Raw genomic sequence first — 25,219 nt, forward strand, 5'->3', positions numbered from 1 at the left:
GGGTCGGTCAGCGCCGACCGAGAAGGTCGAAGGTCTCCAGGTCGCGGGTCTGGACCGCAGCGCGCTCGATCCACGCCTTCCACATCTGGTCACCTCGCTCGGTCCGCTTGACCCGGGTCGCGGCGAAGACCCCGCACTGGAGGCCGTGCGCGCTCTGCACGCGGTAGTCGTCCCAGCACCGGTCACGGCTGTAGTCGGTGACCCCGTGTGCCACGAGCTCCCGGTGGTAGTGATCGAGGAGATCCCGCTCGTGCTCGCGCCGCATCTCGGTGGTGAGGCTCAGGCCGAGGAAGTACGACACGTCGGTGACCCCGACCCCGGCCGCTACGGTCTGCCAGTCCAGGACCGTCACGGGCTCGGTACCCCCCTTCGCGTCGAAGAGGATGTTGTCGACCCGCAGGTCCGAGTGCCACAGGCACTGCTGGGTCTGCAGGATCCGGATCCATGGGTCGACACAGTCGGCGAACCGGGCCGCCTCCACGAGGCAGCTCTCGTCGACCAGGTCGGAGAACGTCTCCCGGAAGTGGTCCGATACGGCGGCGAACTCCTTGGTGACATGGGTGAACGTGTTCGCCATGGCCTGCAGCCACGGTGCCCGCAGGAGCTCAGCCTGGCCCCATGAACCGGCGTGCAGGCGGGCGGCCTGCGCCAGCACGGTGGCCGCCTCCTCGATCGTGCAGCCACCGATCTGGTCGACGCTGCGAGCCGGAGCCATGTCCTCCAGGAAGAGGTTGAAGGCCCCGCTCTCGTCGCGCTGGGCGTGGATCGACCGCGGCGTCGCGACATCGACGGTGTGCGCCACGTCCCGGTAGAAGCGGATCTCGCATTCGTAGAATCCGGCGTCGATACCGAGTTGCAGGCTCGCCGGATCCTCGGAGGGGAACTTGCCGATGATCGTGGCCGGTCCGGCGTTCGGCGGGTCATAGGTCAGGGTGAACCGGTAGGAATCCGCGAGCTGGCCGGTGCCGCACGGTTCGTGGAACATTTCCACGACGTTACCCTCAGCGAGGTCACCCGATCCCCGAAGAACTGCGGTCAACCATTCCGGCTGGATGTCCTGAAGACGGGTGACAGGTGCAAGTTCAGTGGTCATGCACATGGACTATAGCCGCCATCACAGGATTTGGCCATACCATTCTAGAGGTCGGATAGGTGCGTATATCGTACCGTTATAAGCTATTTCAGGGCATGCCGACGAGTGGTACAGGTACACCTGCACCACTCGTCGGCGGACGGATTACGGTTCCGATGAGAACGCGGATTGACAGCCAGATTCGCCCGTTCCACGTTCTCCGAACCGACTACCCGCGAAGGACGTGCTTCAGGATTTTTCCGGTCGTGTTCCGGGGCAGCTCCGCCACGACGCGCACCTCCCGGGGCAGCTTGTACCGCGCCAGCCTGCCGTCGAGGAACGCGCGCAACCCGTCGAGGTCGACCGTCGCACCCGCGACGGGCACGACCACTGCGACTACCCGTTCCCCCCACTCCTCGTCGGGAGCACCGATCACCGCGACGTCGGCGACATCACCGTGTTGGTGGACGGCGTTCTCGACCTCGGCGGGGTATACGTTCTCACCCCCGGTGATGATCATGTCCTTCAGGCGGTCGCAGATGAAGTAGAAGCCCTCCTCGTCCCGGTAGGCGACGTCCCCGGTACGGAACCAGCCGCCGGGAATCGCGGCGTCTGCGGTGGCCTCCGGCAGGTTCCAGTACCCCGGGGTGACCGTGTCCCCGCGCACGCACAGCTCTCCCGCGACGTGCGGGCCGGTCACATCCTCGCCGTCGGCGACCCCGATCAGCTTCACCTCGTTCAGGACCCCGGAGGTTCCGCACGATCCCACCTTCGCCAGTGCCCGTTCCGAGGACAGGAACGTGGCACCGGTGGCCGTCTCGGTGAGCCCCCAGCACTGGCTGACCGCGACGCCGTGCTCGCCGAAGACACGCAGCAGCGACTCCGGCACGGGCGCCGCACCGGCGACGACGAACTCGAGCGAGGACAGGTCGGCCTCGGCGAACCGGGGTGACCGGGTCAGGTACAGCATCATCGTCGGCACCAGGAACATCGTGCTGACCTGGCGCTTGGTGACGGTCTCGATCGTGGCGTCGGGATCGAAACTCTGGTGGAGGATGACGTGCCCACCGGCCATCAGCAGCGGCAGCACCATCACGCAGAGCCCGCCGGAGTGGAACAGCGGAGCGGACGTGAGGCCCGTGTGGCCGCGGTGGTAGTTGCATGACAGCATCCAGTTGACGTTGTTCGTGAACAGGTTCCGGTGGGTCAGGACCGCACCCTTCGGGTGACCGGTGGTCCCGGACGTGTAGAGGATGACCCCGGGCGAGTCGACGTCGACGTCCACCTCGGAGGCCCGAGGGGCACGGTCGGCCGAGTCGAGGTCGTACCGGGTCCAGCCCGCCCGTTCCTCGCCGAGGGTGATGTGAACCGTGACCGCGAGTTCGTCCCGGATGCCGTCGATCTCGGAGACGTGCTCGCCGTCGGCGATCAGCAGGGTCGCTCCCGAGTCGTCGACGACGTAGCGGAGCTCCCTGCCGGTGAGCCGGAAGTTCAGCGGAACGAAGATCGCCCCGAGGCGCGCCACGGCAAACAGCGCGACGACCTGGGAGGTGTGGTTGAACCCGAGGTAGGCGACACGGTCACCGGCACGTACCCCCTGCGCGGCGAGGAAGTCGGCGAACGCCTCCACCATCGACTGGAGGTCGCCGTACGTGTGGGTCTCCTCGGCGAACGTCAGTGCCGCGCGTCCGACGTCCCGTTCCGCCCGTCGTCGCAGCCAGGTGGCCAGTCCATGCATGGTTCCCCACTCCGTCAGTGACCTGATGCGGTCCTCGGCACCGGGCGGTGGCGGCCACCACGCCGTCGACGGGTGACCGGCCGCGCCGCGCCCCGTCGCATCACGGAAACCCCGGACGTCGCCGCGGGCACGACCGCGATAGCTCGTGAAGGAGTGTGTGCCGCCCGGCAGGAGACGCACCTCACCCCGGGGGAGAATTCGTGTCCTCCCGCGGGAGGGGCTCGTCGCCGGACGGCCGCGCCCGGCGACGGCGGCGCGGTTACCGGTAGTAGCGGCTGACGGCTTCCGCGCGGTTCGCCGCGGACAACTTGCGGAAGATGTGCTTGACGTGGGCCTTGACGGTCGCCTCGGTGACGAAGAGCCGTGCGGCGATCCGGCTGTTGGTGTCACCGGCCGCGATCAGGTCCATCACCTCCAGCTCCCGCGGAGTCAGCAGCCGGGCGACCTCCGGGTTGCGCGCGGGTCGTTCCGACCGCGGCTGCGAAACACCCACTGGTGCCGTCACGGGCGGTTCGTCGAACGTCGGCGCGCCATCCGTCATCTCCTCCACCATGTCGAGCACCGACCCGGTGTACGAGGCGAGGACCTGTTTCAGCGAGAACAGCCGCTCACGGTGGACGATCCGTTCGACGGCGAGACCGATGCCCTCCGCCAGTACCCCGATGAGCTCCCGGTCGAACTCGTCCACCACGTTGCCCACGCCGGTGTCGCCGTGCACGAACCCGATGACGCTGCTCCCCGCGACGAGTGGAGCGGCGACGTAGGCCAGCGACCCGCTGGTGCTCACGAGCTCGCGGTGCACCCGCGGGTGGTCCTGGGCGTCGGCCACCAGGATCGGTTTCCGGGTACGGACCAGCTCCGCCTCGACCAGCTGCCGGTCGATCTGCCTCGGGTGACGGCTCCCGGCCTCCCGGATGGCCTCGGCCAGCCGGGGGTCGTCCCGGACATGGGCGGCCCGGGCGATCCACCGGCCCCGGTCGACCTTGGACAGGAGGCAACGCTCGAAGCCCACCCGCCCGAGCTCCGCAGGCGCGCGCTCCATCAGCGAGGTCACCGTCGACAGCGGACGGAGGCGCTCAAACACTCCGCGGGCCGACGCGAGCGCGACCGCCCGCCTGCTGAGCGCAGCCTCGCGCACCGCGCTCCGCACCTCGCAGATCTGCACCAGGAGCACCGACAGCCGCCCTCGGTCCGCCTCGGAGCCGTCCGCGGCGGCGATCGCGGCGACGACCGCATCCCGGGCTCCGTCGAGTGCACCCTCGGCAAGCCGGCGGGTGACCAGGTCCGCGCGGCCGGGCGCGCCGGTCCACCCCGTCAGCGAGGTGACGAGTTCGAACACGTCGCGCAGACGCCGGACGACATCGCCGTCGTCGAGTTCAGCGGACAGGCCGCGAGGCACTCGGGGAATCGTTCGCGGGGACGGCGACGACATCAGGTCTCCTCGTTGAGAGCTGCTTTCGCGGGCTGCGCACCGACGTCGTGACGTCGCCCGAGCGCAGATATCAGTCGACCAAACTTAACGTCCAACGATCATACCGAACCATTACCCGGGATGACGAACGTTCTCCCAGCGGACGATGTGGCCCGCTCCGACCGGACCCGATGATGTCCCTCCCCGACCGACGTCCGGCACGCCGCCGACGTCGGCCCTCCGACCTGCTGGAGTCCTCATGCCCGGGCCTGCTTCCCGGTCGTCCGACCGGGTCGTCGTCGTCGGTGCGGGACACGGCGCGTCCTCGCTCGTCGGCATGCTCCGACAGGCCGGCCATGCCGGGGAGCTCATCGTCGTCGGTGAGGAACCGGAGTACCCCTACCAGCGGCCTCCGTTGTCGAAGCGGTTCACCGACGGCGAGCTTGCGCAGTGGATCCGCCCGGCGGCGTTCTACCGGGACCAGGCCGTCGCGCTCCGGCTCGGGGAGCGGGTCGTCGGCATCGACCGCGCCGGCCACACGGTCACGCTGCGATCAGGGGAACGGCTGGGTTACGACGTGCTCGTGCTGGCGACCGGGTCGGTGCCGCGCAGGCTCACGGTCCCGGGCTCCGATCTCGGTGGCATCGCAACCCTCGGGTCCCTCGCCGACGCCCGCGAGCTGCGGAAGTGGGTGGCCGAGCACCGCCGGCTCCTCGTCGTGGGCGGTGGGTTCATCGGTCTCGAGGCCGCCTCCGTGGCGACTGCCGCGGGCGCCGGGACCGTCGTACTCGAACAGCAGCAGCGCGTGCTGGCCAGGGTGGCGGGCCCCGAGCTCGCCGCCGTCGTCGCCGACCGGCACGCCAGGCACGGCACGACCATCCGGACCGGAGCTCACGTGGCCGGATTCGAGGGGATCCACGGACAGGTACGGCGGGCGGTCCTCGACGACGGGACGCAGGTCGACTGCGACGCGGTCCTCGTCGGGATCGGTGCCCGGCCGCGGGACGAGCTGGGGTTGGCGGCCGGTCTGCGCGCCGGGCCGGCCGGCCGCGGCGTGCTGGTCGACGGGGCCGCCCGGACCAGCGACCCGGACGTGTTCGCGATCGGCGACGTCACCTACCGGCCGGTGTGCGGGCTCGACGGGCCGCACCGACTGGAGAGCATCCCGGGAGCGACCGAGCAGGCCAAGCAGGCCGCCGCCGCGATCCTCGGCGACCCCGCACCCGCACCCGAGACGCCGTGGTTCTGGTCCGACCAGTTCGATCTCAAGCTGAAGATCGCCGGGGTGCGGCGGGACGGCACCACCGTCGCCGTCCGCGGCGATCCCGCGGCCGGCCGGTTTGCCGTCTTCCACCTCGACGGCGACGTCGTCACGACGGTCGAGACCGTCAACTCGGGTGCCGAGTTCATGGCGGGCCGCACCTGGATCGCCGGGAGGACGCGCGTCGATCGCGAACAGCTCACGGACACGTCCGTGCCGCTTCGCGAGGCCCGCCGCTGAGACCCCGGCTCGTCCGCGGATCCACCGACCGCGGGTGGCTCACGAGCACCCGCCCCGATTCGAGGAGCCTGCTATTCCCCAGGTCATCTACACCGTCCCCGACGGCTCGGTCCACGTCGTCGACGTCCCGGTCGGCCAGAGCGTGATGGACGGGTCGGTGCGCAACAACCTTCCCGGGATCGTGGCCGAGTGTGGCGGCAGCTGTTCGTGCGCCACCTGCCACGTCCACGTCGACGACGAGTTCGCCGACCTGCTCGGGGAACCGGGCGACGAGGAGACCGACCTGCTCGAGTTCCTCGACGGCGCCGACCGGCGCTCCCGCCTGTCCTGCCAGCTCGTCGTCACCGAGCAGTGCGAGGGCCTCCGGGTCTGCGTGCCAGAGGGCAACGGCTGAGCCCGCGCCCCATTCACCGATGAGATGTGGAGAACCATGACCGTACTGAACGGGACGACCGACTACTCGTCCTTCTTCGTCGACGGGCGCTGGGCCGCCCCGGCCGGCTCCGGGACGCTCGAGGTGCGCGCCGCTGCCACCGGAGATCGGCTCGGCAGCGTTCCCGAGGCGACCGAGTCCGATGTCGACAGCGCAGTCGGCGCGGCACGCGGCGCGTTCGACGATCCCCATGGCTGGGCGCACTGGTCACCGCAGGAGCGCCGGGAGGCGCTGGAGCGGTTCGCGGCGGCGCTCGAGCAGCGTGCCGAGCAGACCGCCACCCGGGTGAGCGCCCAGAACGGCATGCCCCTCCCGGTCGCCATGCAGTTCGAGGGTGGCTTCCCGGCGATGCTGCTGCGCTACTACGCCGGCCTCGCGGCGGATGCTCCTGCCGACGAGACCCGGGACGGCATGCTCGGCGGCCGGGCACGGGTGATCGGCGAGCCGCTCGGCGTGGTCGGGGCGATCGTCCCGTGGAACGTGCCGCAGGGCATCACGTTCCTCAAGATCGCCCCCGCGCTCGCGGCCGGCTGCACGGTGGTGCTCAAGCCCGCTCCGGAGACGGTGCTCGACGCCATGCTCATGGCCGAGGCCGCCGAGGAGGCCCGGCTCCCCGCCGGGGTACTGAACATCGTGCCGGGAGGCCGGGAGGTCGGCGCGCATCTCGTCTCCCACCCCGAGGTCGACAAGGTGTCGTTCACGGGCTCGACGGCCGCCGGCCGGGCGATCGCCGAGACCTGCGGTCGCCTGCTCCGCCCGGTGACGCTCGAGCTCGGCGGCAAGTCGGCCGCGATCGTGCTCGACGACGCCGACCTGGCGTCGACGATCGAGAGCTTCTTCGCCTCCACCCTGCTCAACAGCGGGCAGATCTGCTGGCTCGGCACCCGGGTGCTCGCCCCGCGTTCCCGCTACGACGAGGTCGTCGACACCGTCTCCGGCCTGGCCGGGGCGCTGGTGATCGGCGATCCGCTCGCCGAGGGCACCCAGATCGGCCCACTGGTGTCCGAGCGCCAGCGCGACCGGGTCGAGGCCTACATCGCCAAGGGGCGGGCGGAAGGTGCCCGGTTGACGGTCGGCGGTGGGCGGCCGGAGGGGCACGAGCAGGGCTGGTTCCTCCAGCCCACTGTGTTCGCCGACGTCGACAACGGGCACACGATCGCGCAGGAGGAGATCTTCGGCCCGGTGCTGTCGGTGATCCCCTACTCCGGCGAGGACGAGGCCGTCGCGATCGCCAACGACTCGGACTACGGCCTCGGCGGGTCGGTGTGGACGCGGGACCCGGACCGCGGGGAGGCCGTCGCCCGACGGGTGCGGACCGGGTCGATCGGCATCAACCACTACGTGAACGACCCGGTCGCCCCGTTCGGCGGAGTGAAGGCGAGCGGCATCGGGCGGGAGCTCGGCCCGGAGGCGCTGAACAGCTACCGGACCGTGAAGACCATCTATCTCGGCCCGCCAGCGCAGGGCTGAGGCCCTGCCCGCCGGGTGCAGCACAGGCCACCGGCGCCAAACTCGGCAAACTTTGGCATAACCAATAGAATGGTATGTCCATGTCGTGAAGGAGGGTTCATGGATCTCGCCGACTCCGCGGACGAGGCGGCGTTCCGCGAGCGCGCCAGGTCATGGCTCGAGGAGGCACTGCCGACGCTCCCGTGGCCCGAGCCGGTCGAGCTGGTCGACCGGCTGCCGTTCTGGCAGCGCTGGCAGCGGATGCTCTACGAGAGCGGCTACGCCGGGCTCTCCTGGCCGCAGGAACACGGCGGCCAGGGTGTCGACGCGACGACCAGGTCGATCTTCCTGGACGAGGCCGGCCGGGCGGGCGCGCCCGAACGGCTGAACACCGTCGGCGAGGACTTCGCCGGACCGACGATCGTCACGTTCGGCACCGGCGCGCAGAAGCAACGCTTCCTCCGCCCGATCCTCACCGGCGCCGAGATCTGGTGCCAGCTGTTCTCGGAGCCCGAGAGCGGCTCCGATCTGGCATCGCTGCGCACCCGGGCGGTGCGGGTGAGCGGCGGATGGCAGATCACCGGGCAGAAGATCTGGACCAGCCGTGCTCAGCTCGCGAGCAACGCGATCCTGCTGGCCCGGACCGGCGGCACGGACCTGCCCCGGCACAGGGGCATCAGCTACTTCCTGCTGCCGATGGACAGCCCGGGGATCACGGTTCGCCCACTGGCCCACATGCTCGGCGAGGCCGAGTTCAACGAGGTCTTCCTGGACGAGGTGTTCGTCCCCGACGAGCTGGTACTCGGCGAGATCCACGGCGGATGGAAGGTCGCGATGTCGACGCTCGGCTTCGAGCGCGTCGGCATCGCGACCGGGCGGGTGAACACCCGGCGCGCCATGGACGACATCATCGCCGACATCCGCGGGATGACCGGCTCCGACGGCCAGCCGCTCGGCGCGGACCCGAGGGTGCGCCGCACCGTCGCCGACCTGTACGGCCGGGCGCTCGTGCACCACGCCATCGGGCAGCGCGCGCTCACCGACGCCGCCGCGGGAGCCGCTCCCGGCCCGGTCACCTCGATCGGCAAGCTGTACTTCTGTCCGCTCGTCGAGGACCTCGCGGACTTCCGGCAGTCCCTGTCCCCGCTCGGGGGCCAGCTCGCGCCCGAGACCCAGTCCCCGGAGCAGGCCCGCTGGCAGCGGCTCGCCTACCAGGCCCGTGGGACCGCCATCGCGGGCGGCTCGACCTTCATCCAGCGCAACATCGTCGCCGAGCGTCTGCTCGGCCTCCCGAGGAGCTGACCATGGGCGCCTCGCGCATCCCACCGTGCGCCTCGCCCCCGGCCCGCCGCGTCGCGCACCGGATCATCCTCAGCGGACCGAAGTGACCGGCACCGAGCATCGGCGCACGGTGCCGGGTGCCGTCGGGGACTCACTCACCCTCGGACAGGGTCACCGTCGTCCGGTCCTCGACCTCCAGCGCCGCGGTCGCGTAGGAGTGCACGTGCCGGGCCATGCGCCGCTCCGCCGCGTCCGGGTCGCGTTCCCGGATCGCCCTGGTCACCGAGCGGTGCGCGCGCACCGCGATCGACCTGACTTCGTCGTTGACGAATCCGTCGGTCTTGGTGGCCGTGTAGATGGCCCGGGAGAGCGCCATCATCATGCCGGTCAGGATCTCGTTCCGGCCTGCTGCGGCGACGGCGACGTGCCAGTCGACGTTCGCCCGCAGGAAGCTCTCGAGGTCGTCGCTGTTGCTCACCGCGTCGTTGGCCGCCTCGATCGCCCGCAGGTCGGCGTCACTGCGCTGCAGGGCCGCCAGCCGGGCACAGGTGGGTTCGATGGCCTCACGCGTCTGGTGGACCGAGGCGAGGCGGAGCCGGCGGCCGCGGATGAGCATCTCCACCGAGCTCGCAACGGACTCCTCGTCCGGCTGCTGGACGAACGCCCCACCGGCCCGACCGGCACGGATCCGGATCAGCCCCTGCACCTCCAGGATGCGCAACGCCTCGCGGACGGTGGTGCGGCTCATCCGGGTCTGGGTCACCAGCTCCCGCTCCGGCGGCAGTGGGGTGCCCTCGGCGAACTCACCGGACAGGATGCGCTCGCGCAGCTCGGTGGCGAGCACATCGGATGCCTTGGGCACGGACATGGGCTCGAGCCGAATCGTCGACCGCACGGCGTCTGCCACGAACTCCTCCTCATGTCTAAAGGTCTGACCTAAAGTACACGGCGCGCGTGCGGGTTCGCACGCTGAACAGGGAGTACGTCATGCGTTGGGGACTCTCGCCCGAGCAGGCCGCGTTCCGATCGGTGCTCGCGGACTGGCTGGAACAGGCCTGCCCACCGGATGCCCTCCGGCGATGGCTGGAGAACGGTGACCGGGCCGGGTTCGAGCATCGCCTCCACCAGGACGGGTGGTTCGGCGTCGGCTCCCCGGAGGAGATCGGCGGCGAGGGTGGCGGGCTCGTGGAGCTGGCCGTCGCGGCCGAGGAAATGGGACGGCACGCCGCGCCTGCGTCCGGCTGGCTCGCCTCGGCGGTCGCGATCCCCGCCGTCCTCGCCGATCCCGGAGCGAACGGGAAGGCCCTCGCCGACGGCCCGGGGATCACCCTCGCCAGCCCGGCGGGCTCGCTCCCTGGCGCCCCGACCGGGATCCGGATCGACCCCGCGGGCCGGCTGACCGGTGTCGTCGAGACCGTGCTCGCCGCGGACGCCGCACACACCCTCGTCGTGCCGGTCGGCGACGACGATCCCGTCCTGCACCTCGTCGACGCCGCCCAGCCCGGGGTGCGGCGCCACCCCCGCGTCCTGACCGACCGGTCCCGGGCGGTGGCCGACGTACACCTGGAGGGCGCGACGGGAGCGCCCGTCCCGCTGGACGGCACGAGCGGCCTGGCCGCGATGGCCTCCCGCGCCGCGGTCCTGGTCGCGGCCGACGCGCTCGGCTGCGTGGTCCGCATGCTCGCCGACACCGTGGCCTACGTCGGTCAGCGCGTCCAGTTCGGCGTACCGGTCGGCTCGTTCCAGGCGGTCAAGCACGCCGCTGCGGACATGCTGGTCACGGTCGAGTCCTCCCGGTCGATCGTCTACCCGGCGGCGGCGGCGGTGCAGGAGGGGCGAGCCGACGCCGCGACGCTCGCCGCGGCGGCGAAGGCGCAGGTCTGCGGGGCCGCCGTCGCGGCAGCGGACACCGCGCTGACCCTGCACGGGGCGATCGGCTACACGTGGGAGCACGACCTGCAGTTCTTCTACAAGCGAGCGCTGCTCGACGCCGAGCTGTTCGGTTCGCCCGAGGCGTGGAACGACCGTCTCGCCGACCTGCTGGCACTCACCCCGGGCCGCGGGTGAGGCCGCTCTGCGACCACGACGCATCTATTGGTCAGTCCTTTGTTATAGTCGGTCCAATATAGGACGCGGCCGAGAGGTGAGGCGTGGATTTCGAGCTCAGTGAGGATCAGGCGATCATCCGGGCCGCCGTGGCGGACCTGGCCGGGAAGTTCGGCGACGACTACTGGATGGAGCACGACCGGGACAAGGTGTTCCCGTCGGAGTTCTACGACGCCCTCGCCTCCGGCGGCTGGCTGGGGATCACCACGCCCGAGGCCTACGGCGGACACGGCTTCGGGATCTCCGAAGCGGCGCTGCTGATCGAAGAGGTGGTCCGCTCCGGCGGCGGGATGAACGCGGCCAGCGCGATCCACCTGTCGATCTTCGGGATGCACCCGGTGATCAAACACGGCTCCGCGGAGCTGAAACGGCGGACGCTACCCCGGATCGTCGACGGCTCACTGCACGTCTGCTTCGGCGTGACCGAGCCGGGCGCCGGCCTGGACACGACGAGGATCACCACGTTCGCGACGCGCGAGGGCGACCACTACCGGGTGAACGGCCGGAAGGTGTGGATCTCGAAGGCGGCCGAGTCGGAGAAGGTGCTCCTGCTGGCCCGCACGCAGAAGCTGCAGGAGGTCGACCGCAAGACCGACGGCATGACGCTGTTCCTGACCGATCTGGACCGTGACCGGGTCGACATCCGCCCCATCCCCAAGATGGGCCGCAACGCGGTGACCTCGAACGAGCTGTTCATCGACGACCTCATGATCCCGGCCGAGGACCGTGTCGGCGAGGAGGGCAAGGGCTTCACCTACATCCTCGACGGGCTCAATCCGGAACGGATGCTGGTCGCCGCCGAGGCGCTCGGGCTGGGCCGGGTCGCACTGGACCGGGCCGTTCGGTACGCCAACGAGCGGGAGGTGTTCGGTCGCCCGATCGGGATGAACCAGGGCCTGCAGTTCCCGCTGGCGGACTCGCTGGCCCGGCTCGACGCCGCCGAGCTGGCCCTGCGCAAGGCGACCTGGCTCTACGACCGGGGCATGCCGAGTGGACGCGAGGCGAACACGGCCAAGTACCTGTGCGCGGACGCGGGCTTCGAGGCCGCGGACCGGGCCCTCCAGACCCATGGCGGGATGGGCTACTCGGAGGAGTACCACGTCGCTCGCTACTTCCGGGAGGCACGGCTGCTGAAGATCGCTCCGCTGTCCCAGGAGATGGTGCTCAACTACCTCGGCTCGCACGTGCTGGGCCTCCCCAGGAGCTACTGATGCCCGCGCTCGAGAGTTTCTCCCTCGACGGACGAGCCGCCCTCGTGACCGGGGCGGGCTGCGGCATCGGCGCCGCGGTCGCCACGGCCTTCGCCGCGGCGGGCGCCGCGGTGCTCGTGACCGACGTGGACCCGGACGCGGCCACCGCCGTCGCCTGCCGGATCGCCGGTCAGGGCGGGAACGCCGACGCTGCCGCCCTCGACGTCCGGGACCGCCCCGCCGCCGATGCCGCCGTCGCCGCGGCGGCGGCGCTCGGCGGCGGCCCGCTGCACATCCTGGTGAACAACGCCGGGGCGATCGCTCCCGCAATGTTCGGGAACCTGTCCGATGAGGACTTCCGCCGCATCGTCGACATCCACGTCGGAGGCACGTTCACCTGCTCACAGGCCGCGCTGGGATTCCTGCCCGACGACGGCAGCGGGCGGATCCTCAACGTCACCTCGGCCGCCGGACTCGTCGGCACCATCGGCCAGGCGAACTACGGCGCGGCGAAGGCCGGCGTCGTCGGGCTGACGAAGTCGCTGGCCAGGGAACTGGCCCGGACCCGGGTCACGGTGAACGCGATCGCGCCACTGGCGGCGACCGCGATGACGGAGAACATCCGGAACAACGAGAAGCTCGCGGCCAGGACGCTGGAGCGCATCCCGCTCGGCCGATGGGCGCACCCGGAGGAGATCGCCGCGAGCTTCGTGTTCCTGGCCTCGCCCGCCGCGTCCTACATCACCGGCCAGGTCCTCCCGGTCGATGGCGGGACGGTCATCTGATGGCGCGCCGGAGCGGACCCTTCACCGGCCGGGACGTGTTCGTCGTCGCGGGGGCCCGGACCCCCTTCGGGCGGTCGCACCCGGAGAAGGGCTGGCACCGCGACGTGCACCCCAACGACCTGCTCGGGGCCGTCTACCGGGACCTGCTCCGACGCGCGACGATCGCCCCCGGCGTGGTCGAGGACGTCGTCGTCGGCTGTACCGCGCCGTTCGGCGAGCAGTCGCGCAACATCGGGCGTAACGCCTGGCTGCAGGAGGGATACCCACCCGAGGTGCCCGCCGTCGTCCTGGACCGGCGCTGCGGCTCCGCACAGACGGCGGGCGAGATGGCCGCGTCGCTGGTCGCATCGGGGGTGCACGATGTCGTGATCGCCGCGGGCGTCGAGCACATGGGTCACGTCCCGATGAACTCCCCGGCGGCGATCTCCGAGCTGTACGGCGACCCGTGGACGGCCCGGATGTGGGAGCGCTACGACTTCGTGCCACAGGGCGAGAGCGCGGAGCTGATCGCGGACCGCTGGGAGCTCTCGCGCGACGAGATGGACGCGTTCGCGGCCCGGTCGCACCGGCTCGCCGCGGAGGCGGTCGCGGCGGGCCGGTTCGACGAGGAACTGATCCGCTGGGAACACGACGGCGAGATCCTGCGCGGCGACCAGACCATCCGCCCCGGGACGACCGTCGAGACGCTGTCCGGCCTCGCGACGGTGTTCCGTCCCCAGGACGGCCGGGTCACCGCAGGCAGCTCCTCACCGATCTGCGACGGCGCGGCCGGGGTGCTGCTGGCCTCCGGTGACGCCGCCGCGGAACACGGCATGGTTCCGCGCGCCAGGATCGTCGACCAGACCACGGTCGGCGTCGACCCGGTGATCATGCTGACCGGCCCCATCCCCGCGACGCGGCGCATCCTCGACCGCAACGGGCTGACCGTCGCCGACATCGACCTGTTCGAGGTGAACGAGGCGTTCAGCTCGGTGGTACTCGCCTGGGAGCGCGAGCTGGAACCGGCTCCGGACCGGGTCAACGTCAACGGCGGCGCGATCGCACTCGGCCATCCGGTCGGCGCGACCGGTGGGCGCCTGCTGGCGACCGTCGTCGCCGAGCTGGAGCGACGCGACGCCGAGCTCGGGCTGGTGACCATGTGCTGCGGCGGCGGACTCGGCACCGCCACTCTCGTCGAGCGGGTCTGACGTGCTGGACCTGCGTCCGTACGTCCGGCCCGGCCGGGGCGTCTGGTGGGGCCAGGCCGGGGCCGAGGCCAGACCGCTGGTCGACGCCCTTCTCGACCGTGCGCCGGAGATCGGCGACGTCCACGCGTTCTGCGGTCTCAGCCTCAATCGGCGACTGCGGGACCTTCCGCCGCAGATCCGGATGTGCTCCTACGGCGCGATGGGCGAGCTGCGCGCCACGCACCGGTCCGGGCGGCTCGACATCGTGCCTGCCCACTACTCGGCCCTGCCCTCGTTGTTCGCGGAGCGCCTGCTCCCGGTCGACGTCGGGCTGGTCCAGGTGGCACCGCCCGGCCCTGACGGCGTCTGCTCGCTCGGCATCGGCGTCGACTACGTGGCCGATGCCTTGCCGCACAGCGGCATCCTGATCGGAGAGATCAACACCCGGATGCCCGCCGCGGACGCGCCGGGCATCCCGCTCGCCCGCTTCGACGCGACGGTCGAGACCGACCGGCCGTTGCCCCAGGCCCCCGACCGCGCACCCGACCCGGTCGACCGGGCCATCGCCCGGCGCGTGGCCGAGCTCGTCTCCGACGGGGACACCCTGCAGCTCGGTGTCGGCTCGCTGCCGGGAGCGGTGCTGCAGGAGCTCACCGGTCACCGCGATCTCGGTCTGCACTCCGGCATGATCGGCGACGGCGTACTTCCGCTACTCGAGTCCGGGGTGCTCACCGGGGCACGCAAGGAGATCGACCCCGGTCGGGTGGTGGCCGGAACGGCCGTCGGGAGCCGAGAGCTCTACGACCGCATCCCGGAGCTGCCGGTGTCCTTCCGGCCGGCGAGCTACACCCACGCGCCGGGCGTGCTCGCCCGGTTCCGGCGGCTCGTCTCGGTCAACTCGGCACTGCAGGTCGACCTGCAGGGACAGGTCGGCGCCGAGAGCACCGGTGGCCGTCACATCGGGGGCATCGGCGGTCAGGCCGACTTCTCCGGGGCCGCGGCCCGGTCCGGGGGCCTGTCGATCATCGCCCTGCGGTCGACGACCGCGGGCGGCACCTCGACGATCGTCCACCGGCTGGACGGCCCGGTGACCACCGGACGCCCCGACGTCGACGTGGTCGTCACCGAACACGGCGTGGCCTGGCTGCGCGGGGCCCCGTCGGCCCGGCGGCCCGCACGGCTCGCCGCCGTCGCCGCGCCCGGACACCGGGACGCACTGCTGCGCACCGACGAGGAGGACGCATGGGCCTGCCCGTGTCCGTGACGGTCCACGCGATCGGACGCGCGACGGCTTCCGCAACGAACCGGAGCTCATCCCGACCGAATACGAGGTCCGGATGATCGATTCCGTGCGGACCGCCCGGCACGTGCCGGGCCGTCCGCCGACCGGCACCTGACCACGGCCCGAGCACCCGGGCCCCGCACGGAGAGAAGGACAGATGAGCAACCGCACCGCGTTCGTGACCGGCGGAGCCCAGGGGATCGGCCAGGGCATCGCGACCACCCTCGGCGGGCAGGGATTCCGGGTCGCGGTCGCCGACCTGAACCTGGAGGCGGCGCAGGCCACCGCCGCGACGATCACCGAGGCGGGCGGCACCGCGCTCGCCGTTCGCGCCGACGTCACCTCCACCGAGGAGATCCGCACGGCCGTCACGACGGTCACCGAGGAGCTGGGGCCGATCGAGGTCGCCGTGAACAACGCCGGGTGGGACGACTTCATGAACTTCGTCGACACCACCGAGCCGTTCTGGGACCGCATCCTGGACATCAACTTCAAGGGCATGCTGCGGGTCTGCCACGCGGTCGTACCCGGCATGGTCGAGCGCGGTTTCGGGCGGATCGTCAACGTCGGGTCGGACGCGGGCCGGGTCGGCTCGTCCCTGGAGGCCGTGTACTCGGGGGCGAAGGGCGGCACGATCGCCTTCACCAAGACCCTCGCCCGGGAGGTCGCGACGAAGGGCGTCACCGCGAACACCGTGTGCCCCGGGCCCACGGACACCCCCGCGCTGCGCGCGTTCGCCGACAACTCCGGGCAGGGCTCCGACAAGGTCCTCGGTGGCATGACCCGCGCGGTGCCCATGAAGCGTCTGGCGTCGCCGGCCGACGTCGCCGCGGCCGTCGCGTTCTTCGCCTCCGATGCCGCCGGTTACCTCACAGGTCAGACGCTGTCGGTCAGCGGCGGCCTCACGATGGCCTGAGCCGGTGCGCTTCCCCGGAGAGCGGCTGCCCGTCGACTGGACCGCCGCCCACGACTACACCGACATCCGGTACGACGACAGCGGCGGCGGCATCGGGGTGATCGTGCTGACCGGGCAGGGGCCCGACGCGTTCTGCTCCGGCGGCGACCAGCGCGTCCGCGGCGACACCGGCTACCTGACCGACCCCGATCAGGTCGGCGGTGTCGGCCGGTTCCACGTCACCGATCTGCAGGTGCAGATCCGGCGCCTCCCCAAGCCGGTCGTCGCTATGGTCGCCGGGTACTCCATCGGCGGCGGTCACGTGCTTCACCTGGTCTGTGACCTGACCATCGCCGCGGACAACGCCCGGTTCGGGCAGGTCGGCCCGAGGGTCGGGTCCTTCGACGGCGGTTCGGCGCGGCCCTGCTCGCCCAGCAGATCGGACAGAAGCGGGCCAAGGAGTTCTGGCTGCCCTGCGAGCAGTACGACGCCGAGGAGGCCTTGCGGATGGGGCTCGTCAACGCCGTGGTCCCCCTCGCCGAGCTGGAGGCGGAGACGGTCGCCCCGGTTCGACCGTTTTCCCGGCGCGCATGACTCGAGAGGAACCCACCGTGACCGACGTGGTGAGCTGGACCGAAGGAGCCGAGGACGTGTTGGTCGCGACGATCGCCCGGCGCCCGGCGAACGCGCTGGGGCCACCGATCATCGACGGTCTGCACGCGGTGCTCGACGAGGCCCAGCGTCGCGGCACCCGGGTGCTCGTCCTGACGTCGGCGATCCCCGGCTTCTTCGGCGCCGGCGCCGACATCGGACACATGCGCACGCTGGACGCCGAGTCCTTCACCGCCTACGGCGACCAGCTCCGGTTCGTCGTGGAACGACTCGCCGACGCGGATCTGGTCGGCATCGCCGCGGTCGAGGGGGTCGCGCTGGGCGGCGGCCTCGAGCTTGCGATGGCCGCAACGATGCGGGTCGCCGGAGCCGATGCGGTGTTCGGGCTCCCGGAGGTGACGCTCGGGCTGATCCCCGGGGCCGCCGGGACGCAGCGGCTCCCGCGTCTGGTGGGCCGTGGGAGGGCGATCGATCTCATGGCCACCGGACGGAAGATCGATGCGGCCGAAGCAGGCGCGATCGGCCTGGTGGACCGGGTGGTCCCCGCCGGCGCGGCCCTGACCGCGGCGCTGGAACTCGCCGGGCGGCTCAGGGCCGTCTCCCGACCGGCGGTCGCGGCGGTCGTCCGCGCGGTCGACGCCGCCTTCGACCGGCCGTTCGCCGAGGGACGCCGCTACGAGGTGGAGCAGATACAGCAGCTCTTCGAGCAGGGTGAGGCGGTGGAGGGCATCTCGGCGTTCTTGGAGAAGCGCGCTCCACGCTTCCGCTGAGCAGGGGCCCGGGCGGATCGTCCGCCCGGGCCCGGGTGCGTCTCAGTGCGTGCGGTACTGGGCGAACTCCGGTTGGCGCTTCTCGTTGAAGGCCGTGATCCCCTCCTGTGCCTCGGCGGACTCCCCGAAGAGCTTGAGCGACGAGTACGCCATCTGACCGACCCCCGCGAAGTGCTCGGTGTCGGAGTTGAACGACTGTTTGAGGACCTTCAGCGCGGTGGGCGAGAGCCGGAGGATCTCGTCCGCCCAGGCGCGGACCTCGGACCGCAGGTCGGCCGCCGGGACCACCTTGTTGACCAGGCCCCACGCCTCGGCCTGCTCGGGCGAGTACTTCCGGCAGAGGAACCAGATCTCCCGCGCGCGCTTCTCCCCGATGGCGCGGGCCATCAGGCCGGTGCCGAAGCCGGCGTCGAAGGAACCGACCCTCGGGCCGTTCTGCCCGAAGACGGCGCTGTCGGCGGAGATGGTCAGGTCACAGAGCAGGTGCAGCACGTGGCCGCCGCCGATCGCGAACCCGTTGACGGCCGCGATGACCGGCTTGGGGACGTCCCGGATCACCCGGTGCAGCGCGTCGACCTCGAACAGCCCGGTCTCCGACGGGCCGTAGTCACCCGACTCCATGCGCTGCTTCTGGTCGCCACCGGTGCAGAACGCCTTCTCTCCGGCCCCGGTGAGCGCGACGACACCGACCGCGTCGTCGGCCCACGCCAGCTTGAACGCGTGCACCAGCTCGTCGACGGTGCGTGCGCGAAAGGCGTTGTAGCGGTCCGGCCGGTCGATCGTGATCCACGCGAGGCCGCTCTCGACCTCGTAGCTGATGTCCGTGAACTCCTCGGGCTTCATGCCCACCCTTCCTCGACGGTGCGGAAGGCTGCATCGGAGCGCCTGCGCGGCGCGCGACCAGCGAACCTGATTTGGACTGACCTTTTATATCATTCTCATGTGTGCTCGTCGCCGGCTGCCATCGCCACCTCGCGTTCGCTCGGATCTTTTGGTCTGTTCTTTGATATGGTCTGTCCGCAGATATCTCGCGTGGAAGGATGGACATGTCCGATCGGCACGGCCCGGCACCCGCTCCGACGACGCTGCACCTCACCGAGCATCCGGGCGGCGTGGTCGTACTGACGCTGAACCGTCCGGACCGCGCCAATGCGATGACCGCGACGATGTTCGACGAGCTGGCGGACGTCGCGCACCTGCTCGAGCGCCGGGACGACGCGCGAGTCCTGGTGGTCACGGGCGCCGGACGGGCGTTCTGCGCCGGGTACGACCTCGCCGACGCCGAACGGCTCCCGGAGCTGGGTGCCGTCGGCATGCTGGATCTGCAGGAACGCGCTGCCCGCGCGCTGTTGGCGCTCCGCTCGGTCCGGGTCCCCGTCGTCGCCGCCGTCAACGGGGCGGCCGCCGGTGGAGGCATGGCGCTCGCGCTCGCCGCCGACATCCGGATCGGCTCCCCGAACGCCCGCTTTGTGGCCTCGTTCGTCACGATCGGGCTCTCCGCCGGCGACCTGGGCACGTCATGGCTCCTTCCGCGGCTCATCGGCCCCGCCGCGGCCGCCGAGCTCGTCTTCACGGGGCGCACGATGTCCGCCGACGAGGCCGAGCGCAGGGGCCTCCTCAACCGCATCGTCCCGGCGGACCAGCTGCTGCCGACCGTGCGCGAGCTCGCGGGTCAGATCTGTCGCAACTCGCCGGCAGGCGTGCGGATGTCGAAGCGCGCGATGCACGCCAACTTGGAGATCGGCTCGTACGCGGCCGCCCTGGAACTCGAGAACCGCGGGCAGGCCGTGCTCAGCCGCACGCGGGACATGAGCGAGGCACTCGACGCGTTCCGGGCGGGCCGTGAGCCCGTGTTCCGAGGAGAATGACGGCCTGCCGGCATGCCGCATCCCGAAGCCCGGGTTCGTGCTCACCACGACCGGTTCCGCCGGGCGGCGAGCGGAGTCAGCTCTGTCGATCCCGCGCCAGGACCGCGTCGCCGTCGGGCGAGGACACTCGGCCGCTCTCCGGTGGCCGGTCCCCCTGCGCCGTCCGCACCGACGGTCTCCGGGAGAACTCCGCCCCCGGATGCTCCGATGCGGTCGGCCGGCACGACCGGAAACCGTCGAACAGCCGGTGCCGCCGCATCCCGTACTCGATCGGGATCTCCTGGAGGACCTCCCGCAGCACCGCTCCCCGGTCCACCCCGGGCGTCCGCAGCGTGCGGCTCAACCCCACCACCAGCCGCCGGGGGCTGATGACGGCCTCGACCGGACGCGCCCGGTTGAACGTGTCCGACAGGTTCGGCCCGGTACTGCCCGAGAACGTCCGCAGGACCTCACGGATCAGCGGGCTCGTCGGTCCGGGACGGGTCTCCCGGTTGCCCCAGTGATAGGTCGAGATCGTGTCCGCGTCACGCTCGGCCTCCCAGCGCCGCACCGCGGCGTCCAGCTCGACGGGGTCGTCGAGGTGCACCGCGGCCGTCTCGCCGAGGAGACGCCCGAACTTCAACGCGTCCCGCATCCCGTTCCCGGTCGTGGGGTCCTTGAAGTGGCCGGAGTCGCCGGCGAGTGCCCAGCCGGGGCCCGACGAACGCCGGTAGTAGGACGCCAGATCCGCCGTCGTCCGCTGTGAGCTGACGTTCGTCGCGCCCTCGATCCGTTCCCGGACCCGGGGGTTGCGCTGCATCACGCCTTCCCACTCGGCGTCGGGGTCGGCGCGGAACCGCGGGATCAGCGCCGCGTCCACCATGTTCACGACCACCATCCGCCCGGCCGGGCACGACGGCAGCACCAGGACGGAGTCGCCCTCCTCGCGGTAGATCTGCATGGCGTCCGGGGCATCGTCCCCCATCGGATCGTCCACGTAGCGGAACGCGAAGCCCCGGCCGTTCCTCGATGACCGGTACGGCTCCCACGAGCCCACCTCGGCCGCGACCTGGGAGCGCCGCCCGTCGGCACCGACCACGAGTGACGCGTGGATCTCGTACTCGTCGGTCTTCGTCCGGCAGCGGACACCGGCGACCCGTCCGTCGGTGTGCACCACCGAGTCGACGTTGACCCCCTCGCGGATCTCCGCCCCGGCGGCCCTGGCCGCGTCCACGAGTGCCTTGTCCTGCAGCGTCCGCGGGATGCACAGTCCGAAGTCGATACCGGAGAACGGCCGGAACCGCTCCCGGATCTCGACGTCCCCGTCCTGGAGGGTGAGGAACCTCGAGCGCGAAGGGTTCATCGCGAGGATCGCGTCGAGCGCACCCTGCCGCTGCAGCTCCTGGACACCGTTGGGCACCAGCACGTGCGTGGACATCGTGTCCGACGGGAACCGGCTCTTGTCGACGACGACGACGGAGCGGCCTGCCCTGGCAAGGGGTGCCGCGGCGGCCGCTCCGGCGCACCGGGCCCCCACGATGACGACGTCGACCTTCTCCACCCTGGTCATCAGGGATACCCGTCAGGCGATCCCGATCGCCCGCAGCAGGGCGATCGAGTCGTAGAAGGCGTGCACCGAGACCGCGCGTCCCTCGCTGTCGACCTCCCACACATCGGCACCCGGGATCGAGAAGGAGGCGTTGCTCGCGGGTACCCCCGCCGGGAACTCACCGAGGTGGGTCCCGGTCATCATCCAGGCACAGGCGACGCGGGCATGCTGCTCGTCGACGAGCGGAGCCCCGACCGCCTCGAACCGGATGTCGGGAAAGCCCGTCCAGGCCCCGCCGAAGAACCCCCCTGCTCCCTCATGGTCGGTCAGCGGCTCGGGCAGCAGCGGATCGGTCCAATGCACCTTCGGGTGGATGACCTCGAGGGCGATGCTCGGGTCACGCTGGTTCCAGGCATCGAAGTAGCGCTGCGGGTACGCCTCGAGCGCGGAGCGGGCAGTCACGGCCATCGGAGTCCTTTCGTCGTGCGACGCGCTGCCGGAAACCGGGATTCGTCGCGAACGACCTCACCTTCGTGGACACCGTTACCGGGGACGTCCTCCTCCGGGGGTAGATCCGGTACTCGCCGGGAGACCACGTCGTGTGCCGTCAACGATCGCCCGACGACGTCGGCCCGCCGTGTCCCCCGATGCGCACACCCACCTTCGACGAGATCGCCCGTCGCGGCGACGCCATGAACATCTCGACCCACTGCGGGTTGGGGTTGCCGATCTGATCGCAGAGGGGCAGGCCGTCGGTGTGATCCGTACCGATCTGGACGTACACCTGGTCACCCTCGCTATCGACGGCATAACAGGATGGTCCTACCCCTGGTATCGGGAAGGTGGCGGTCTCGCTCCCGAGGAGATCGGTGAATCAGTGAGTCGTGCCTGCGTGACTGGCGCGATCGCCCGTCAGCGCCCGATCTGCAGCTGGTGGAGGTGATCCGTGACATCCACGCACGCTCGCGGCAGACCTATGGCTCCCCGCGCGTGCACGCCGAACTGCTCCTGGGCACCGGAGTCCGGGTCGGACGCAAACGCGTCGGGCGGGTCATGCGCGAACACGGCATCGTCTCGGTGCACTGTCGGCGACGACGGGGCTGCACCTGGTCAGACCCGCACGCCGTGCCCTCGGCGGACCTCGTGGAGCGACATGATGACGATGACGAGCGAGAGCACGTTGCGCCGGCCGCCTTCGGTCAATTTTTTGTCTTACTGGACAAGTAAATAACGGAGGGATGAAGCGCGCGTCAAGAGTCCAGCAGGAGTCCGCCGAGCAGCTTCATGACCTCGTCGCGGACCGCGTCCGGGTTCAGCCGGCCCGACGGCCGGTACCAGCGGGCGACGGAGGTGAACGTGGTGTTCAGCAGGTGGACCGCGACCGCGACGTCGATGTCCGCTCGGATGACGCCCTGCTCGATCCCCTGCCGCAGCAGGTGTTCCAGCGACCGGTTCACCTGCCGAGCCCAGTCCTGGTAGCCGCGCAGCCCCTCCGCGGAGAGCTGGTGCTGGTCGGCCATCAAGACCTGGTAGTAGGCCGTGTAGCGAGTCGCGGAGCGGACGTGCAGATCGACGTAGGCCTCGATCTTGGCGCGCGCGTCGCCGGGACTGTCCACGATGCGCTCGATCCCGTCACGCAGCGGGTAGATGACCTGCTCGACGATGATCTCCAGCAGGCGCTGCTTGGACTTGACGTACTGGTAGACGGTCGGCTTGCTCACGCCGGCCTCGGTCGCCACGTCCTGCAGGGTTGCCTCGGCGAAGCCGCGCCGCTCGAACACGCGAGCGGCGGCATCGACCAGGGTCTGCACGTCCGTCGAGCGGGGTCGCCCCATCCGGTATCACCTCCAGGACCGGATCTTAACTTGACCTATGGGGCAGCAAATGCTTGACACCCGACGAACCCGCCCCTAGTTTTCTTACTCATCAGGCAGTTAACTCGATGAGGAGGCCGCGTGCGGCAGGTCGACATCGTCGGGGTGGGCATCACCCCGTTCGGCAAGCACGAGGACGCCACGCTGGCTCCGCTGGGCGCAGCCGCGGTCGGCGCAGCGCTGGATGACGCGGGGATCGAGCCGACCGGGGTCGATCTCCTGGTGCACGGCAACGCGATGGCGGGCCTGGTCACCGGGCAGGAGATGATCCGCGGGCAGGTCGTCGCCGCGGCAGCCGGCCTCGCGGGTGTGCCCGTGCTCAACACCGAGAACGCGTGCGCGACGTCGTCGAGCGCGCTGCACGTCGCGGTGGCCGGTGTGCGATCCGGCATGTACGAAACGGTCGTCGTGTGCGGCACGGAGAAGATGACCGGGCGGCCGACCAGGCAGGTGCTCGACGCGATGACCACGGGCACGGACATCGACCGCATCCCGGCCATCACCCGCGAGCTCACCGGCCGCGACGAACCGGCCGAGTCCTTCTACATGGAGGTCTACGCCCGGATCACCCGGCAGTACATGGAGCGCTCCGGCGCCACCGCGCACGACCTGGCCGAGGTGGCCGCGAAGAACTCCGCACACGGTGCGCTCAACCCGAACGCGCAGTACCGCCAGGCGCGCAGCGTCGAGGAGATCCTGGCCGGCCGGGTGGTCGCCGACCCGCTCACCATGCTGATGTGCTCGCCGATCGCCGACGGTGCCGCCGCGCTGGTGGTCCGGGCAGCCGATCGTCCGCTGCCGGGCGCGGACGCCGAGGGCGCCCGGGTCCGCGTGCTGGCCTCGGCGCTACTCTCCGGCATCCCCGGCACCGCGGGCGAGCTCCTCGAAGCCCGTACCGCGACGCTCGCTTACGGCCAGGCGGGCATCGGGCCGGAGGACCTGGACGTGGTCGAGGTGCACGACGCGGCGTCCCCCAACGAACTGATCATGTACGAGGAGCTCGGCCTCTGCGGCCACGGCGAGGGCCCCAAGCTCCTCGCCACCGGTGCCACGCGGCTGGGCGGGCGGGTACCGGTCAACCCGGACGGCGGATTGGTCTCGCGCGGCCACCCGGTGGGGGCGACCGGGTGCGCGCAGGTCGTGGAGCTGGTCACCCAGCTGCGAGGCCGGGCCGGTGACCGGCAGGTCCCCGGCGCCCGGCACGGGCTGGCCGAGAACGCCGGCGGCTACGTGCACCCCGACGCCGCCGCCTGCGCCGTCACGATCCTGGGCCGGCAGTGACGTCCCCAGTGCAGGTGGCCAGGCGGGACGCCGCGCTGTGGTTGCACCTCGACCGGCCCGCGGCCCTCAACGGGCTCAGTGACGACCCGCCCGCCGCCCTCGACGCCGGGCTCGAGCTGGTGCTGGCGTGCGACCTCGTCGCCGCCGCCCGCTCCGGTCTTCCCCACCCCGAACAGGAGTTCCTGACATGACCGACCTGCTCAGCCTGAGCGGACGCACCGTGCTGGTCACCGGTGCGGGACAGGGCGTCGGCCGCCAGACCGCCCTGCTGGCCGCCGCGCACGGCGCGACGGTGGTCGTGAACGACTACCACCTCGACCGCGCCGAGGCCGTCCACGCGGAGATCACCGAGGCCGGCGGCACGGCGCTCGCCGTGCGCTGCGACGTCACCGCTCTCGACGAGATCACCGACATGGTCGAACGCGCCGAGGCCGCCGTCGGCACCATCGACGTCCTGGTCAACAACGCCGGCAACGCCGGGCCCGCCCAGGACCCGATGGCCACCGCACCGCCGTTCTGGGAGACCGGGCCCAAGGACTGGGAGCCGTGGATGGGCACCAGCTACTTCGGGGTGCTGAACTGCTCGCGCGCGGTGCTGCCCGGCATGGTGGAGCGCCGGTACGGCCGCGTGGTCACGGTGATCTCCGACGCCGGCCGCGTCGGCGACCCGAACCTGGTCGTCTACGGCGGTGCCAAGGCCGGCGCGGCCGGGTTCTCCCGCGGCCTCGCCCGCGCGACCGGCCGGTACGGGGTCACCGTCAACTGCGTCGCGCTCTCGGCGATCCGCACCCCGGGCGTGGCGACCGCGACCGCGAACGACGCGCTGGTCGCCGCGATGCTCAAGCAGTACGTCATCCGCCGACTCGGTGAGCCGAGCGACGCCGCCAACATGATCCTCTTCCTCGCCTCCGACGCCGCCTCGTGGATCACCGGGCAGACCTACCCGGTCAACGGCGGCTTCTCGCTCAACCAGTGAG

Annotated in this window: 27 protein-coding genes and 1 pseudogene; 19 read left to right on the top strand and 9 right to left on the bottom strand. The window is 71.1% G+C overall.

Annotated features, from left to right (window positions below):
* Positions 1 to 7: 7 nt before the first annotated feature.
* From EV378_RS10790 to EV378_RS10800, 3 genes are all read right to left on the bottom strand, one after another.
* Positions 8 to 985, bottom strand: a complete 978-nt coding sequence (locus tag EV378_RS10790; RefSeq protein ID WP_165922238.1) for an oxidoreductase family protein — start codon at positions 983 to 985, stop codon at positions 8 to 10.
* A 316-nt stretch (positions 986 to 1,301) separates the two neighbouring features.
* Positions 1,302 to 2,810, bottom strand: a complete 1,509-nt coding sequence (locus tag EV378_RS10795) for a long-chain-fatty-acid--CoA ligase (RefSeq protein ID WP_132423437.1) — start codon at positions 2,808 to 2,810, stop codon at positions 1,302 to 1,304.
* Positions 2,811 to 3,069: 259 nt separating this feature from the next.
* Positions 3,070 to 4,209, bottom strand: a complete 1,140-nt coding sequence (locus tag EV378_RS10800; protein WP_165922239.1) for a LuxR C-terminal-related transcriptional regulator — start codon at positions 4,207 to 4,209, stop codon at positions 3,070 to 3,072.
* A 271-nt stretch (positions 4,210 to 4,480) separates the two neighbouring features.
* Here EV378_RS10800 and EV378_RS10805 point away from each other — a divergent pair, with 271 nt between their 5' ends.
* The 4 genes from EV378_RS10805 (at position 4,481) to EV378_RS10820 (ending at position 8,906) form a co-directional block, all read left to right on the top strand.
* Positions 4,481 to 5,722, top strand: a complete 1,242-nt coding sequence (locus EV378_RS10805) for an NAD(P)/FAD-dependent oxidoreductase (protein WP_132423443.1) — start codon at positions 4,481 to 4,483, stop codon at positions 5,720 to 5,722.
* A 34-nt stretch (positions 5,723 to 5,756) separates the two neighbouring features.
* The gene (locus EV378_RS10810) at positions 5,757 to 6,116 is read left to right on the top strand and encodes a 2Fe-2S iron-sulfur cluster-binding protein (protein WP_243653381.1); all 360 of its coding nucleotides are present in this window, start codon (positions 5,757 to 5,759) and stop codon (positions 6,114 to 6,116) included.
* A gap of 36 nt (positions 6,117 to 6,152) precedes the next feature.
* Positions 6,153 to 7,625, top strand: coding sequence for an aldehyde dehydrogenase (locus EV378_RS10815; RefSeq protein WP_132423446.1), 1,473 nt, complete (start codon positions 6,153 to 6,155; stop codon positions 7,623 to 7,625).
* A gap of 99 nt (positions 7,626 to 7,724) precedes the next feature.
* On the top strand, positions 7,725 to 8,906 hold the full coding sequence (locus EV378_RS10820; protein WP_132423449.1) for an acyl-CoA dehydrogenase family protein: 1,182 nt from the start codon (positions 7,725 to 7,727) through the stop codon (positions 8,904 to 8,906).
* A gap of 130 nt (positions 8,907 to 9,036) precedes the next feature.
* Here EV378_RS10820 and EV378_RS10825 read toward each other — a convergent pair whose 3' ends face one another.
* Positions 9,037 to 9,753, bottom strand: a complete 717-nt coding sequence (locus EV378_RS10825; protein WP_132423452.1) for a FadR/GntR family transcriptional regulator — start codon at positions 9,751 to 9,753, stop codon at positions 9,037 to 9,039.
* A 119-nt stretch (positions 9,754 to 9,872) separates the two neighbouring features.
* On the opposite strand from EV378_RS10825, the gene EV378_RS10830 reads away from it, so the two are divergent.
* The 9 genes and pseudogenes from EV378_RS10830 (at position 9,873) to EV378_RS10865 (ending at position 17,691) form a co-directional block, all read left to right on the top strand.
* Positions 9,873 to 10,952: an acyl-CoA dehydrogenase family protein gene (locus EV378_RS10830; RefSeq protein ID WP_132423455.1), complete on the top strand. Its 1,080-nt coding sequence runs from the start codon at positions 9,873 to 9,875 to the stop codon at positions 10,950 to 10,952.
* An 83-nt stretch (positions 10,953 to 11,035) separates the two neighbouring features.
* Complete coding sequence (locus EV378_RS10835) at positions 11,036 to 12,202, top strand: acyl-CoA dehydrogenase family protein (protein WP_132423457.1); 1,167 nt, start codon at positions 11,036 to 11,038, stop codon at positions 12,200 to 12,202.
* Positions 12,202 to 12,966 carry an SDR family NAD(P)-dependent oxidoreductase gene (locus EV378_RS10840; RefSeq protein WP_132423460.1) on the top strand — a complete coding sequence of 255 codons (765 nt, stop codon included), beginning with the start codon at positions 12,202 to 12,204 and terminating at the stop codon, positions 12,964 to 12,966. Before EV378_RS10835 ends, EV378_RS10840 begins: the two co-directional genes overlap by 1 nt.
* Entirely contained in the window at positions 12,966 to 14,153 is a 1,188-nt protein-coding gene (locus EV378_RS10845) for a thiolase family protein (RefSeq protein WP_207908632.1), read from the top strand. The genes EV378_RS10840 and EV378_RS10845 overlap by 1 nt, the downstream gene beginning before the upstream one ends.
* A gap of 1 nt (position 14,154) precedes the next feature.
* Complete coding sequence (locus EV378_RS10850) at positions 14,155 to 15,396, top strand: acetyl-CoA hydrolase/transferase family protein (protein WP_132423463.1); 1,242 nt, start codon at positions 14,155 to 14,157, stop codon at positions 15,394 to 15,396.
* A gap of 175 nt (positions 15,397 to 15,571) precedes the next feature.
* Entirely contained in the window at positions 15,572 to 16,330 is a 759-nt protein-coding gene (locus tag EV378_RS10855) for an SDR family NAD(P)-dependent oxidoreductase (protein ID WP_132423466.1), read from the top strand.
* Positions 16,269 to 16,664 (top strand): annotated as a pseudogene (locus tag EV378_RS37025) (enoyl-CoA hydratase-related protein); the annotation flags it as partial. The gene EV378_RS10855 and the pseudogene EV378_RS37025, both read left to right, overlap by 62 nt.
* Before the next feature lie 113 nt (positions 16,665 to 16,777).
* Positions 16,778 to 16,903, top strand: coding sequence for an enoyl-CoA hydratase-related protein (locus EV378_RS37030; RefSeq protein WP_243653599.1), 126 nt, complete (start codon positions 16,778 to 16,780; stop codon positions 16,901 to 16,903).
* Between the two features lie 17 nt (positions 16,904 to 16,920).
* Positions 16,921 to 17,691 (top strand): enoyl-CoA hydratase-related protein, encoded by a 771-nt coding sequence (locus EV378_RS10865; RefSeq protein ID WP_207908633.1) that lies wholly within the window; start codon positions 16,921 to 16,923, stop codon positions 17,689 to 17,691.
* Between the two features lie 42 nt (positions 17,692 to 17,733).
* Here the strand turns inward: EV378_RS10865 and EV378_RS10870 are convergent, their stop codons facing one another.
* Positions 17,734 to 18,534, bottom strand: a complete 801-nt coding sequence (locus tag EV378_RS10870) for an enoyl-CoA hydratase-related protein (protein ID WP_132423472.1) — start codon at positions 18,532 to 18,534, stop codon at positions 17,734 to 17,736.
* A 203-nt stretch (positions 18,535 to 18,737) separates the two neighbouring features.
* Between EV378_RS10870 and EV378_RS10875 the strand changes: the two genes are divergently transcribed.
* Positions 18,738 to 19,559: an enoyl-CoA hydratase/isomerase family protein gene (locus EV378_RS10875; RefSeq protein WP_132423475.1), complete on the top strand. Its 822-nt coding sequence runs from the start codon at positions 18,738 to 18,740 to the stop codon at positions 19,557 to 19,559.
* 76 nt (positions 19,560 to 19,635) lie between these two features.
* Here EV378_RS10875 and EV378_RS10880 read toward each other — a convergent pair whose 3' ends face one another.
* From EV378_RS10880 to EV378_RS36260, 3 genes are all read right to left on the bottom strand, one after another.
* The gene (locus EV378_RS10880; RefSeq protein WP_132423478.1) at positions 19,636 to 21,108 is read right to left on the bottom strand and encodes an NAD(P)/FAD-dependent oxidoreductase; all 1,473 of its coding nucleotides are present in this window, start codon (positions 21,106 to 21,108) and stop codon (positions 19,636 to 19,638) included.
* 12 nt (positions 21,109 to 21,120) lie between these two features.
* Entirely contained in the window at positions 21,121 to 21,555 is a 435-nt protein-coding gene (locus EV378_RS10885) for an ester cyclase (RefSeq protein WP_132423481.1), read from the bottom strand.
* A gap of 139 nt (positions 21,556 to 21,694) precedes the next feature.
* Positions 21,695 to 21,871: a hypothetical protein gene (locus tag EV378_RS36260; protein WP_243653382.1), complete on the bottom strand. Its 177-nt coding sequence runs from the start codon at positions 21,869 to 21,871 to the stop codon at positions 21,695 to 21,697.
* Between EV378_RS36260 and EV378_RS37035 the strand changes: the two genes are divergently transcribed.
* Together EV378_RS37035 and EV378_RS37040 are read left to right on the top strand one after the other, a co-directional pair.
* The gene (locus tag EV378_RS37035) at positions 21,845 to 22,030 is read left to right on the top strand and encodes a TetR-type transcription factor C-terminal domain-containing protein (RefSeq protein WP_424511236.1); all 186 of its coding nucleotides are present in this window, start codon (positions 21,845 to 21,847) and stop codon (positions 22,028 to 22,030) included. The genes EV378_RS36260 and EV378_RS37035 overlap by 27 nt on opposite strands.
* Positions 22,021 to 22,314 (top strand): helix-turn-helix domain-containing protein, encoded by a 294-nt coding sequence (locus EV378_RS37040; RefSeq protein WP_424511215.1) that lies wholly within the window; start codon positions 22,021 to 22,023, stop codon positions 22,312 to 22,314. The genes EV378_RS37035 and EV378_RS37040 overlap by 10 nt, the downstream gene beginning before the upstream one ends.
* A gap of 23 nt (positions 22,315 to 22,337) precedes the next feature.
* Here the strand turns inward: EV378_RS37040 and EV378_RS10895 are convergent, their stop codons facing one another.
* The gene (locus EV378_RS10895; protein WP_132423483.1) at positions 22,338 to 22,922 is read right to left on the bottom strand and encodes a TetR/AcrR family transcriptional regulator; all 585 of its coding nucleotides are present in this window, start codon (positions 22,920 to 22,922) and stop codon (positions 22,338 to 22,340) included.
* Positions 22,923 to 23,042: 120 nt separating this feature from the next.
* Between EV378_RS10895 and EV378_RS10900 the strand changes: the two genes are divergently transcribed.
* From EV378_RS10900 to EV378_RS10910, 3 genes are read left to right on the top strand one after another with little or no spacing between them, the layout of a single operon-like run.
* Positions 23,043 to 24,242, top strand: a complete 1,200-nt coding sequence (locus EV378_RS10900; RefSeq protein ID WP_132423486.1) for a thiolase family protein — start codon at positions 23,043 to 23,045, stop codon at positions 24,240 to 24,242.
* A complete protein-coding gene (locus EV378_RS10905) occupies positions 24,239 to 24,433 on the top strand; it encodes a hypothetical protein (protein ID WP_132423489.1) in 195 nt (64 codons plus the stop codon). Before EV378_RS10900 ends, EV378_RS10905 begins: the two co-directional genes overlap by 4 nt.
* Positions 24,430 to 25,218 (top strand): SDR family NAD(P)-dependent oxidoreductase, encoded by a 789-nt coding sequence (locus EV378_RS10910; RefSeq protein WP_132423492.1) that lies wholly within the window; start codon positions 24,430 to 24,432, stop codon positions 25,216 to 25,218. Before EV378_RS10905 ends, EV378_RS10910 begins: the two co-directional genes overlap by 4 nt.
* Position 25,219: the final 1 nt, after the last annotated feature.

It is taken from the genome of Pseudonocardia endophytica (assembly GCF_004339565.1).
Classification (GTDB): domain Bacteria; phylum Actinomycetota; class Actinomycetes; order Mycobacteriales; family Pseudonocardiaceae; genus Pseudonocardia; species Pseudonocardia endophytica.